Origin of the sequence: Halorussus caseinilyticus, assembly GCF_029338395.1 — an archaeon.
Lineage (GTDB): Archaea > Halobacteriota > Halobacteria > Halobacteriales > Haladaptataceae > Halorussus > Halorussus caseinilyticus.
This window is the reverse complement of record NZ_CP119809.1, coordinates 2,174,375-2,186,411: the sequence shown is the minus strand read 5'-3', so window position 1 is coordinate 2,186,411 and position 12,037 is coordinate 2,174,375. Positions and strand designations below refer to the sequence as shown.

Here is a 12,037-nt window from a genome sequence, read left to right as displayed (position 1 = left end):
GTACTCGGCGCTGAAAATCCGTTTCTCCCTGAATGAATCATCTCTATCGAGTGTTGTGGGGACTGCGTGAGAAGACGACTGATGAAGACCTACGGCAAATCTTTGCCAGAGGTACTGGCCTGCGTGTTCGGCGGCGATTAGGCTATGTCTCTTCCCTTATTCTCGCTGTGTCGTTCTTGCAGAAGGTGGGCTGCAAGTTCACCATCAATCTCGCCGTTCATCAGTAGCTCACCGATTTCCTCATCACTGTACTCACTGATGTCTCGCGTCTCATCGAGGACGAGTCTTGTTTCGACGTTGAACTCTACATCTACTTCGACGCGGTTTTCGGATTCCTTTCGGGCTAACTTCTCTTCCGCGTTTGTAACCGCTTCCTCCAGGTAGTCTTTGAAATCGAGGTTCTGTTCTTTCAGAGCGAGATATGTGAATTCGAGTGCAGCGATGATTCCTCGATGGAGGTTTCGGTCATCGGGTAAGTCCTCGAACACGCTTCTCCGGTCGCGTTCTTCTAACTCATCAATGAGTAGTCTGAAATCCAAATAGGCGCTGTAGAGCCGCTTTCGGATTCGAGACCGAGCGACTCGTTCTGCGGAGCTTTTCGGTACGATTCCAGCACCGCTCCCGAGGTAGTTGCGGTCTTTGGTGCTGAGGATGCCGCGTTCTCGTTCGCCGTCAGATGCCATACGATATTCTATTACGGTGAGCCTAATGAAGCTACTGAAATAGCAAATACCGAACAAACCATATCATATTCTATTACGCCGTAATACTTATTGCATACGCCATCATAGAGGTAGATGAGTCGCGCAGAGAATCGCGGCTCAAGACGAGAGAGCGAAGACGAGACGACGGCTAGCGACGAGCTTGATGATAAGCTGCGAGATTACAGAGAGGCATCTCCAGCTTTCGCTCTCCGTCGAACCAAGGAGAAAATCATGGCAACAAAAACCACCGCAACCGAGAACCGAACCGACGTACAGAGAGCGGAGACTGAAGAAGACGTCATTCGCATTAACGACTTTTTCAATCTTCAACAGATTATTCAGGAGCTCCACTCGTTCACCTTCCGAGATAACCTTATCCGAGCGTTCGAACGCGACGACCGCGAACTCTACTACACGGAGGCGGGCGGAGAAATCACAGCCGGACTGATGGTCTGGTGCGAGTCTCGAATCCTAGAGGAAGACGAAGCTCAAATTCGACTCACGGCAACTCACCCTGAGCACCGAGAACAGGGTCTCGCCCATACTCTCGTTTCGACGGCTATCGAATTCGCTCGACAGCACGAGAAAGAGATGATGAAGGCCGAGACTGATGCGAACAGTCCAGCGGTCGCTTTCTGGGAGGCCTGCGGCTTCAAAAAAACCTCCTTCCGCGAGACGAAGAACGGTCGCAAGATGGTGATGATGGTTAGAGAGCTATAGATAGTTCTCAACCAACACGCTCCGCCCGAAGAACACACAACTCCGATTATTCCAACTATGACTCAAAGCAAAGAAGGCGCTGAAGAGAGCAACGACATTCAATTGAAAACGGTTAGCTCAGAGGACGAGCACGCTCGCCTGTGTGAATTCTTTGAGATTCATCGGAACATTGGCGAACTAGAGACACCATGGATGACCCCCGACATCGAGGCACCCATAGAACGAACAGATGGAGATTTTCTCTATACTGAAGAGAACGGTGTTATCAGTTCAGGTGCCCTGATTCAGTACGAAAGCTCTAACCTCAACTCAGATGAAGCTCGCATTCTCCTCTTCGCAGTCCATCTCATCTATTCGTCTTCAGAATCGACAGACAGAATCTTAGAAGAGGTCGGGGCAGCTGCTCGTTCAGAGGGGAACGCAAGGATGACTGCTATATCGCCAAATGACGAGGATGCGAAAGAATTCTGGCGTCGTAATGGATTCTCTTCTCACCAGAAAGGGTCAGACGCAGTAATCATGATTACGGGGGTGTGAATTATGAGTAAATCCAGTGCCAGCCAGCCTTCAACGGGCACAGCCACCAAATCCACCTCGGGGTCTCGAACTCCCAGTAAGCTGGAACCCCATCCTGCGAATCAGCGGATATACGGAGAAATCGACTTAGCGAGCGACTTCATCAAGAGTATTCGCTCAGAGGGAATACTCTACCCGGTCATCATAACCGGCAATGGCCAACTTATTGATGGGCACCGGCGGGTTCTTGCATCCAAGTACCTCGGGTTTGATGAGGTACCTGTTCAGGTCAAATCGTTCTCTGATTCGCTTTTGGAGCGGAGAGCGATTCTTCACCACAATAAACAGCGTCAGAAGACCTTCTCTCAGGTGGTTAAGGAAGGAAGAGAGCTTGAGGAAGTAGAGAAAAAGCTCGCTAAGAAAAGACAGGGGACGCGTACGGACCTCGGCCAAGCCCTTCAGAATGAGAAATCTGGTCGAACCAGAGATATCGTAGCCGAGGCTATCGGAATTGGGTCCGGTGAAACCTACAGAGTCGCTAAAAATATCCTGGACAAAGCAGAGGACGGTCACAAGAAGGCCAAATTAGAGGTGGAGGAGCTAGATAAGGGCAATCAGAGTATCCACGGGGCGGATAGAGCCATCGAGAATTACGAGAAAAAAATAGAAAATGAAGACCAAGTTACTTGGAAAGAGATTGAACAGCTAGATTCGCGTCTTCTCACTTATACTGACTGTGTGAATCGGTTCTTCATCAACCTCAGTAGCGGCGTGAAAGAGAACGGACCATGGTACTCCATTATCGGGTCTGCTCAGAATCATATGAAGGACAGTGATGACTTTGGTTCGAGCTACCGGGCGTGCACAGACCAGTTCGGCAAGAGTAGTCTTAGATACGTCTTCTTATATCTGCTTGAAAAGTATGGGCACGTCTCTCTGGAGGGGGATATCTCTGATTCGGACTCTCCCGATGCTGAATCTCTCGCCAATCGAAAACCGTCCTCGGGATTACTCTCCGAGATGCTTCACGAGGAGGAGATGACGCTGAAGGAAGTGGCGATGAGATTCGGAGTCAACCGTCATCTAATACTATTCTGGATGTGGGAGGAGGACACTCCTGCAAAGAAAAAGCACCTGCATCATTCGAAAACAGGGAAGCTTGACAGCCTTAGACAGAATCAGCCATAACAGGCTCCCTGTCGCCTTGCATTAACCCCCTTCAGGTGGGCCGTACAGAGATTCTGTCTTTACTGTCGCCATTATCCACAGTCCGCCTTTATAGTAGAACAGTAGCTAGTTCTAGATTATTATATTCCAAGCTTCGTTCGCATCTCCGGGTCGATAAGATTCTCTAGTCCGTCAAGATAGTAGTACGTCCTTGATGAGCCTGGTTCGTTGACTCTGATTACCGTGCCGTTCTCCTCATACCAATTTCGGGCACGTACCGCTGCGCTCGTACCTCTATCAAACGAATCGTGCTCAACTATCTCTACTGTGCGAGCGATTCCAAGGTCAAGGAGAGCACAATAGTAATTCTTACGTGTAATATGGCTGGCTGCAGGTCGCTCCTCGTAAGGGAGTTTTGGGGACGGAGGCTGATAATAGTCGTCGTGTGTTGCAAATTCGAGCGTGAGTCTTTGATAGAGTTCTCCAGCTTCAGTCCATTTTCGAGGACCGTTCACGTCTGCTGTTGGATATTCCCGACAAGCTCGGTCCATCAACTGCTTTACGAGCATTCGGTCTCCTTGCATCCACCAACCAAGATAAGCTACCAAGGACGCTTCTGCTCTTGACCGGTCATCGAATTCGGCATCACGATATCTCCCCTCCCAAAGCGCCTCGATTTTTTCATCCTTGGCGCTCTTCTTCATCTTCCTCAGACGCTTCTCAACATCAAAATCGGTCTCAATTTCCTCATCACCCATCCAATCTGATACTGTTGATTCCGTTGACTGAGGTTCTGCTGGCTCTTCTAAGCAGGCGTTGAGGTCCTCGATGCTAATCGTCGCTATCGGTAGGTCGTAGAGGATTTCATACCGTCCTTCTCCTGTCCGTGAGCAGTCGTGATTCTCTTTCGTACACTGCTTAAGCTCAGTTCCAGGTCCGACGACATACTCATTGTATGCACGTATCTCGCCCCATGGCTCTGTAGAGTTGGAGACCGGCTCCTCTATCTGGTAGTAGCGGTGTTTTCCCCCGTGTGCGCTTTCGACGGTGAGGGTTTTCGGGAGTGAATGGAGAGCATCGGGGGCCTCTGCTCCGTCTCGGTAGTCATCAATATCAAGGAATACCAACCCGCTTCCGGCATAGACCCCGTAACAGTCGTCGACGTCATCCGGTGGAAAGTGAGTGTGACTGATTGGTGCTTTCTTACCCGGTTGAAGCTGGATGAACCGATAGGCATCGATATCGGCCTCTTCAAGCCGCCTACTGAGTATCTTGATGGGATGATGGGCAGATTCGGCCGGTGCGTTCTTATTGGAGGATAGCGACGAGCTATTTGTTGAGGGCATAGTTGGTCGGGTGGCGCAGAATTCTATTCGAAAAGCGGTCCCACAATTGACGGGCCAGCAGAGGTAGGATGCTTCTGGCCCAAGCCACTTCTCGGAGCATCTACGTCTCCTCAGATTCGAGAGACTTGGCTGCTCGACGCAGATACTCGCTCCAAGATTCTCCATTCTGCTTCGTTCGCTTTGCGGCGTCTCTATCCTCGGGATAGACGTTGATGGTGGTATAGTCGTACTTCACGTCCGGCCGAAGAGAGTGGAGTATGTAACTGTTATGCTGGACTGAATCGATAAGGTAGAGACGTACGGCAAAAATTTGCCAAAAGTGTTCGGAGCGCACAGGCTGGTGTACCTCAGACGGGTCTCAGAGACGTTTAGTGGTGGTCTCTGTCGATTCCCCCTCTTATACTATATTGGGTATTGGAACTCAACAACGATTTGCCGTAGGTCCTATTCAGGGTTCAGTACTTTCGTCACGATGGACGGTCCTTCGTAGGCTTCAAGAATTCTCTCGGGGTCATCTAGGTCGGGAGTCGTCGGCTGGCTCAACTCCCATCGAATCCAGTCCTCAAAACCCTCCTCGATGCTTTCGACCACGTCGCCATCCTCAATGATACCGAGGTCGTGTAGCTCGCCGGCGTGGTACATCTGAAAGAGAATCCGCATTAGCTATTCCTCGTCCTCTGTCAGCGGAACGGCGTTGATGTAGTGATTGTTGAATGCCTCTCTCAGTCGCTCCTCATCATCCAAATCGTACGCTCCCTTCACCGTCGCCTCAAGCTCGCCAGTTGGGTCCTCGATTATCTCGCCGTCAGTAATCCTTCCGAGAACATCCCAGCCGTCTCGGTCCTCGTTGAGTCCCAGAAAGAGCAATGCCACGTCGAATCACCGTATTCAGTAATCGCTCTGTTCCATCATAAGACTCCCGAGCAGCGGACTGATTCAGCCTCTCTTGGTCTGAGACGGCGTGGAGGTCCACGCTGAGAGAACGGAGAACGCGACCACCATCAATCGAATATCAGTCATCATCGAGGACAGCAACCCGTTCTCTGGAGCAATCACGCACACTAGGGGACACCCATTGATTGATAGAGAAAATCTCGGGACTCCACGGTCCAAGCCAGCGTAGGACTGAGTGTTACCTATCGGGAGCAGAGAGCCGTTTGAGGATAACCGAGAGTCAATCTATTCAATTCGCTCAGAAATGTGTGAGCAGTTGAGGGACTACTACCACCGTACAGTCTTCGAGATTCAGAGTCGAGTGTCGAGCCCAGAGTCTTGAACCCAGTCTCGATATTCGTCGTCGCTCAGGTCCTCAACGACTCGCAGCGACTCTTCGCTATCGTAGTTCGCCATGACGTACCCGTTCGAGTACGACGAAGCAATGTACCGGAGTAGTTCGCGGCCATCCGTGTACTCGCTGATGATTGGGTCGCGTTCGTCCTGAATCCGGTCTCGAAGAGATTCAGCCGTCGGTGTCTCACCTATCACTTTACCCTCAATGGTGACTCGGGCGACCTCCTCAGGGTCCTCCCATGGGTTTCTGTAGATGACGACTTCGACCATGCTTCTGTCTTCTACAACCCGATTTCTTTGATGCAGTTCAGGTACTCTTCTTTCGCATCATCCCGGTCTACCCTGGTGTAGATATCCATCGTCTCGGTCTTGGCGTCCCCACGGATGTATTTCAGAATGTACGGCTTCATCCCCTGCTTGCGCATCAGGGTCGTGAAGACGGTTCGGAAGGTGTGAGGTGTGAACTTCTTCTCGAATCGTCGTTCCTCCTTGGGGGCGACGCCGGCGCGGTCGGCGGCGGCTTTCACCTCTCGTCGAATTCGTTCCTTACTGAGACGTCCTCCCAGATTGCTCGTGAAGAGATACGGAGAATCGGAATCGACGTTGATGAACTGATAGCGTTTGATAGCGTAGATTGTCTCGTCGTCAATGGGTACTACAGTCTGACCTCCGCCTTTGCGTTCTCGGAGTCGGATGAATCCCTTCTCTAAGTCTACGTCGTCCTCTTCGATTGAGAGAGCTTCGAGGAGACGGGGTCCCGTTTTCGCTAAGATGATGGCTACAGTTTTGTCTCGTGGGTCTGGAATGGCATGGATGAGTTTACAGGCATTCTCCCACGTCGCACAGTCCGGTCGGTCAGGGCGAACTCGAGATATCTCCTCCATCACGACCGCAGAGGGGTTACTCGTGATAGACTCGAACTCGTCCCGTTTTAGCATATAATTGTAGAAGCTGGAGAGGACTTCGAGATACTTCTTTTTCGAGTTCTGCGAGACACCTCGTTCGTCTAAGGCGATTACGTAATTCTCGACGTGTCCTGTTTTGATTTCGTCGGGATTGAGGTCTGGGAATTGGTCGTGATAGAACTCACGGAGAACCCGGCTGTACGAGTTGAGTGTTCTCGTACTGCGGTCTGTTGCCTTCTTCCGGGTGATGAAGTAGTTGACCTCGTCGTGCTTATTCTCATAGATTTTCGATGAACCGGGTTCGGCTCCCATGTTAGTTCCCCTCCTTGAGCCGCCAGCCGTGCCCACGCTGGAATTCAACCTGCCCATTCTCGGCTAAGGCGTACAGCCGGTTCTCGATTTGTCGTTGGAGGTGTTGGGTGACATCATCACTAGCAGAGACACGCTCTATGAGTTCGTCTAGTGACTGGTACTGTTGGTCGAGAACGCGCGTAACGAGGTCATCAATACTGAGGTGAGTTCGACCACCGCCGCCTTGCTGAGCCTCTTCGAGTTGCGTTTGGAGGTCATCGATTTTGTTCTGGAGTTGCTTGACCGTCTGGTCCTGCGTCTGGATGAAGGGTGCGCCGCTGTCCCGATACATCCGGGCTTCCTGAATCAGGTCGTAGAGGTACCGGCTGAGGCTGGACCCTTCGTGTTCGGCTTCTTCCCACCATTCCTCTTTGTGCTGTTTGGCGGGGAAGAGTTCTGCTCGGGTCGTATTCTCGTGAAGCGTTTGGAAGTCCCGTTCGTCGCTGGGGCTGTCCATAGACGTCTCTGTCATGCTAGAATCTCCGAATAGTCATTAGGTTGTTAGTTTAAAGAGATTACCGGTAGAAACGCGGTCTATGTCCCGATTTCGGACGAAAACGATGTTTCGGACAGGTTCGTCTCAGTCGTCGTTGTGACGCTGCCAGCGAGCTTCCTGAACGAGTTCGACCAGATATCGACTCAGGCTGATTCCCTGTTCGTCGGCCTCTTGCTGCCATTGGCCTTTGTGCTGGCGGTGACAGTAGATATCGACGCTGGTCATCCCTTCCGCTAATCCCTTGTTGTCGTCCATCGGTCGACGCGGTGCTAATGGTGAGTCAGTCATCGAGAATCGCCATCTAATCGGATGGCTGTCAGGATATTAATGATACTGCTGGACGCTATCGACTCCGGTTATGATGGGGGCAGAGTACCCGTGCGTTTTCGAGAACAGTCTGGCCGCCCTGTGAATGTTCCTCGATGTGGTCGGCGTCCCAATTGCTCCACGAGACTTTCGCCTCCTCTTCGGTTTTCCCTTCTTCTATGCACATCTCGCAGATGCGGTCGCTCTCGATGAAGAGCTTAATTCGCTGCGCTCGGGAGAATGCTCGTTGACTGTCGGTTTCTTGAATATCGGGTTCTGTCTCCCAGAAGGCGTTTTCGAGGATGTAGTGTCGCTTGTTGACTGCTCCTCGGTTCTGCTGGCGAGCCTCCTTGAATTGGAGCATTTCGCTGTCGTCTGTATCCTCAACTTCGAACCGCTTGAACCACTCCTCGGTGAAGTCCCGAACCTCGTCGTAGTTGTCTCGTCCGAAGTTGTAATCTCCAAACTCCAACTCGCGGATGAGCGAATACAGGCTGAGGATGAAGTACTCCTTGTTTAGGAACTCTATCTCTCCGTTCCCGTTCTTCAGGTCGGTATCGCGGTAGAGTTCCGTGAGGAGGTCGAGCATCCGCTGAACGCGCTGAATCTCGTCGCGTTGTTTGAATTCCTCTAAGTCCTCGTGGACGGTGAATCCCTCTCGCTTGCAGTCGAATAGTTTGGTGACCTCTTTCCCGGTGACTTTCGTCGCCCCTTCATCAATCTCAATCAGGATGAAGCGGGCGAGGAGTGAGAGTTGCTGGAGTCGGTCGTTGTTCCGAGCGAGAAGAGTGAAGAACTCGTGGCGGTTCGGGTTGTCGTCGCGGCTTTCGTAGTTCTCTCGGTCGAAGCTGATGTCGTCGGCTGTTTGAACGATGAAGTTCCGAACGGGGCTGTAGGTCTTACTGTGATTCTTCTCGATGTTGGTTAGGTGTTCGCCCTGCTGGAGTCGCCAGAAGACCTTGGTCGCTAATTCCTGATGGCGCTTGTCGTCGGGGTCGTCGATGCCGCGCAGCTTGATGACTTTGAGCGAACACTGAGAGTCGATATACTCCTGGACGTCCTCGCTAAGTTCGGAGTATCGTTTCCCAGCAATCTCGTGTTCCGGGTTGAGTTCGCGGAGTTCGGGGCTATCGGGGAGAGCAAATTCGTCCTCGAAGAATTCTTGAATCGCGGTGATTCGCTGTTGGCCGTCGACGACTTCCAGACGGAGGTCGTTACCGTCGAGGACGACTTGTCGGATTACAACAGGTGGGACGTAGAGTTGGCGAACGAAGCTATCGATTAGTTCCTTCTTCTTTCCAGTATCCCAGACGGTCTTTCGCTGGTAGGGTGGTCGCTTAACGAAGTATTCGCTATCGCTGTGGAACTTGCTAATGTCCCAGTCTTCGTCGTTCGAATTGAGAGGGTCATCGACGTAGATTGCCATGTTATAGCTGTACAGACATTACCGTTATAATAGTAGTCCTGTCGGTCGATTCTCAGACAGGGGATGTCGATTCTATCTGTTCTTCGAGTCGGTTGAGGAACTCTGAGTCATAGTCTTCATCGACGTGGTTCACGTTCCATAGTCCGGATTCGCGGATTTTCTTGCTTCGACTATGATTGCCCAGCCAGTCATCTGAACTAGCATCAACGGCCTTTCGCTGGTAGTTACTGAGGAGTGCAATCGAGTTTCGCTCGATGTAGGCCCGTTGGCTCTCGGCGCTTGGTTCGTCATCCACGTTTAGCCAGAGGAACGGCAGGTCCCGGAGATAGTCGCTTACTCGCCGCTCCATCTCAAGTTCATCGAGTCGGCGCTCTCGTTTTGCACTTGACCCCTCGCCCCAATGCGGATACTCATCGTGTCGGTCGTCACGTTCGACGAATGCCTCACCGACTCGTTTCCGGAAGACGGAGCCTCGATGGTTCCCGCCACCTTCGTAGGTTCCCCGCTTTGCTCCGCGATGCGTTCTGAGTCGGTCCCAGAGTGAGGTACTGCTTCCTTCGGAAACAGCGTGAGTCCCGATGCGAGTAATTCGAAGTTGGTCGTCGCCGTTGCGGCGCTCGTCTGATGCAAAAAAGAAGTAGACGCCTCGGTCGGGCCAGTCCATGTAGCCGGTGCAGTCCTTGAGCTTCTGTTTCCCGCCGACTGTCTGCTCTAGCTCGTCAAGGAGTTCATAGAGCCGGTTAATATCCTCACGTCGTGCCATCGTTGTCTCTTAGCATATGCTACTCCGGTACGTCCACAAAGAGTTTCGTTCTCTGAGTAGTCATTCAGAACAAGAATACACCGATGGGATTGGATGTGCTCGTTATCTCACCTTGTTCCGGAACGAAGCGATTTGATGCCGTTATCGGTCCCGAAGAGATAGACTCACGGGGGCGGACAGAGTTACTGAGAGAGTATCCTGATGCTGTGACATCGGCGGCTGAGATGTACACGGGACGCGAGCACGAAAATATCAAATCTGCAGTAAAACAGCTTTCAGAGGTTGCCGATATCGATTGGCGTATCATCTCTGCCGGGTTTGGTGTTCTCTCTGCTGGGACAGAGATTCCGTCCTACGAGTGTACGTTTAGCGAGATTGAGCAGGTTCGTCAACGGGCAGAACGGATGAACCTCGACGTAGATACGATGACCAACAACGAGTTAGTAGCGGCTGTTGGCCGGGAGAAAAATATCCCTCAGGACCTCCGGCAAATCTTTGCCGAAGGCTACGACTTGGTCTTCGTCGCATTGGGGACCAAGTATCTGATTGCTGCTCAGGAAGCGTTGACCTCATTGCCAGAAGAGACGAATGCGCTTGCGTTCGCTTCCAACGGGAGCAAGGAGTACATTGGAGATTGCTATTGGATACCTGCAACCGAGGAAGAGCGAGGTCATTTTGGGACGACGTGGCTTGAGCTCCGGGGGAGAGAACTACTCTCGCTAGCAGAGAATGTCAAAAACCGTCGACACCTCGAACGATTACGAGTGAATCCCGAAGAGGTACAAAAATTGAGTACGAATGTTGGTTGAATTCTCAGATTCACTATTGAATATAATATCCATAAGCTTCTACTCTACATTCTGGTCTGCGTATTCAATGACAGTGTAGAGAGTAGCATCTAAGAAAAGTAATGAAATCGTAGCAATATTCCGGTCGAAATACGCCAATGGGTCCCCATGCATTATCGCGTTTCTGTGCTGATAGAACGCGTCGAGGTTCTGAATGAATTTCCCCGTGTCAACGTCATACCATCCTTCATAGAGTCGAGCAAGAGTATCCCGCTTTGTATCCCATCGGTAAATATCATCACCGAAGCGGCTCTGGTCATCAGGTGTCACGCCATCTTGTCGGCAGAGCCAATCCATGAGGCCGTCTTGAACGCTAATGAAGACGAAAATAGGCGCGACGTACTGCTCGTCGCTGTGGTGCTCTAGCGCAAATTCAAGACGCTCGATGTACGACCTGAGCTCTGGAACTTCTTCCCGCTCAATCTGTTCAACGAAACGTTCTAACGATGAAACAGCAATAGCTTCAGCAGATTCATCAAATCTCACTCTGTCAGGGTCGTAATCCTTTGGACTATCGAAATTCGAGACACCACCTTCGATGGCACGTGTAATCTCGGGGAGAATTCGAGAAATCGCTCTGGACAAGGATTCAAACGCTGGCTGAAGATTGGTGACAGTCTCCGAAATGCGAGCAGAGACATCAGCGAGCCCAGTGTAGAGTGCTGGTGGCGGTGAGATGGATGACAGGGATTGTTGCACTTTTCGAACTGTCTCAGTCATTATCTCGGGATAGACCGCATCTTCGGGAATTTCGACGGAGTCAACTTCGATACTCTCAATGTCATTTTCGTCGAGAGTAACGGCGACAAAATCCCGAATCTCTTCTTCAACTTCTTCACGCGAGTCAGCTTCTTCGGATAACTCCTCGAGCGAAACTTGCCCGCCGTAATACTTGACTCCCCGTAGCATTGCCATAGCGGGAACATTCTCAGTTGGGGAGTTCACCAGTACAGCATATCTTTTTATCAGATTCCTTGTCTCATCGAGAGACTGTCCGAGTTCGTTAGCTACCTCTTCGATACCTTTCTCTCGAAATAGTTCTCCTGCGAGTTTTATTTCCGAGCACTCCTCAAAACTAATCTGTTCACGAAGCTGTCTTCTCCGCTCAGCCTCTTCTTCCACCATTTCCCGCAGTTTACTCAGGTCGGACATACTGTTACCCTATTGTATAGTAAGTCAACTATTTCGATATGATTACT

16 protein-coding genes are annotated in these 12,037 nt (G+C 51.3%); 4 read left to right on the top strand and 12 right to left on the bottom strand.

From position 1 onward, the window contains the following. Positions 1 to 137: 137 nt before the first annotated feature. The gene (locus P2T60_RS10975; protein ID WP_276279290.1) at positions 138 to 683 is read right to left on the bottom strand and encodes a DUF8102 family protein; all 546 of its coding nucleotides are present in this window, start codon (positions 681 to 683) and stop codon (positions 138 to 140) included. 114 nt (positions 684 to 797) lie between these two features. On the opposite strand from P2T60_RS10975, the gene P2T60_RS10970 reads away from it, so the two are divergent. From P2T60_RS10970 to P2T60_RS10960, 3 genes are all read left to right on the top strand, one after another. Further along, positions 798 to 1,424, top strand: coding sequence for a GNAT family N-acetyltransferase (locus P2T60_RS10970; protein WP_276279289.1), 627 nt, complete (start codon positions 798 to 800; stop codon positions 1,422 to 1,424). 192 nt (positions 1,425 to 1,616) lie between these two features. Further along, complete coding sequence (locus P2T60_RS10965; protein WP_276279288.1) at positions 1,617 to 1,961, top strand: hypothetical protein; 345 nt, start codon at positions 1,617 to 1,619, stop codon at positions 1,959 to 1,961. Positions 1,962 to 1,964: 3 nt separating this feature from the next. Next, on the top strand, positions 1,965 to 3,128 hold the full coding sequence (locus P2T60_RS10960) for a ParB/RepB/Spo0J family partition protein (protein ID WP_276279287.1): 1,164 nt from the start codon (positions 1,965 to 1,967) through the stop codon (positions 3,126 to 3,128). A 119-nt stretch (positions 3,129 to 3,247) separates the two neighbouring features. Here the strand turns inward: P2T60_RS10960 and P2T60_RS10955 are convergent, their stop codons facing one another. The 10 genes from P2T60_RS10955 to P2T60_RS10910 form a co-directional block, all read right to left on the bottom strand. After that, positions 3,248 to 4,453 carry a bifunctional DNA primase/polymerase gene (locus P2T60_RS10955; protein ID WP_276279286.1) on the bottom strand — a complete coding sequence of 402 codons (1,206 nt, stop codon included), beginning with the start codon at positions 4,451 to 4,453 and terminating at the stop codon, positions 3,248 to 3,250. A gap of 100 nt (positions 4,454 to 4,553) precedes the next feature. Continuing rightward, entirely contained in the window at positions 4,554 to 4,688 is a 135-nt protein-coding gene (locus P2T60_RS10950; protein WP_276279285.1) for a hypothetical protein, read from the bottom strand. Positions 4,689 to 4,897: 209 nt separating this feature from the next. Continuing rightward, complete coding sequence (locus P2T60_RS10945; RefSeq protein ID WP_276279284.1) at positions 4,898 to 5,113, bottom strand: hypothetical protein; 216 nt, start codon at positions 5,111 to 5,113, stop codon at positions 4,898 to 4,900. 3 nt (positions 5,114 to 5,116) lie between these two features. Then, on the bottom strand, positions 5,117 to 5,326 hold the full coding sequence (locus P2T60_RS10940) for a hypothetical protein (protein WP_276279283.1): 210 nt from the start codon (positions 5,324 to 5,326) through the stop codon (positions 5,117 to 5,119). A 372-nt stretch (positions 5,327 to 5,698) separates the two neighbouring features. Beyond that, entirely contained in the window at positions 5,699 to 6,013 is a 315-nt protein-coding gene (locus P2T60_RS10935) for a hypothetical protein (RefSeq protein WP_276279282.1), read from the bottom strand. Positions 6,014 to 6,024: 11 nt separating this feature from the next. Beyond that, positions 6,025 to 6,960, bottom strand: a complete 936-nt coding sequence (xerA, locus tag P2T60_RS10930; RefSeq protein WP_276279281.1) for a site-specific tyrosine recombinase/integron integrase — start codon at positions 6,958 to 6,960, stop codon at positions 6,025 to 6,027. Between the two features lies 1 nt (position 6,961). Then, positions 6,962 to 7,471, bottom strand: coding sequence for a hypothetical protein (locus tag P2T60_RS10925; protein WP_276279280.1), 510 nt, complete (start codon positions 7,469 to 7,471; stop codon positions 6,962 to 6,964). Positions 7,472 to 7,579: 108 nt separating this feature from the next. Continuing rightward, a complete protein-coding gene (locus P2T60_RS10920; RefSeq protein ID WP_276279279.1) occupies positions 7,580 to 7,750 on the bottom strand; it encodes a hypothetical protein in 171 nt (56 codons plus the stop codon). Between the two features lie 88 nt (positions 7,751 to 7,838). Then, complete coding sequence (locus P2T60_RS10915; RefSeq protein ID WP_276279278.1) at positions 7,839 to 9,227, bottom strand: GmrSD restriction endonuclease domain-containing protein; 1,389 nt, start codon at positions 9,225 to 9,227, stop codon at positions 7,839 to 7,841. Between the two features lie 52 nt (positions 9,228 to 9,279). Continuing rightward, the gene (locus tag P2T60_RS10910) at positions 9,280 to 9,990 is read right to left on the bottom strand and encodes a GIY-YIG domain-containing protein (RefSeq protein ID WP_276279277.1); all 711 of its coding nucleotides are present in this window, start codon (positions 9,988 to 9,990) and stop codon (positions 9,280 to 9,282) included. Positions 9,991 to 10,073: 83 nt separating this feature from the next. Between P2T60_RS10910 and P2T60_RS10905 the strand changes: the two genes are divergently transcribed. Next, positions 10,074 to 10,799 carry a hypothetical protein gene (locus P2T60_RS10905; RefSeq protein WP_276279276.1) on the top strand — a complete coding sequence of 242 codons (726 nt, stop codon included), beginning with the start codon at positions 10,074 to 10,076 and terminating at the stop codon, positions 10,797 to 10,799. A 39-nt stretch (positions 10,800 to 10,838) separates the two neighbouring features. On the opposite strand, the gene P2T60_RS10900 is transcribed toward P2T60_RS10905, so the two are convergent. Continuing rightward, on the bottom strand, positions 10,839 to 11,990 hold the full coding sequence (locus P2T60_RS10900) for a hypothetical protein (protein WP_276279275.1): 1,152 nt from the start codon (positions 11,988 to 11,990) through the stop codon (positions 10,839 to 10,841). Positions 11,991 to 12,037 lie beyond the last annotated feature (47 nt).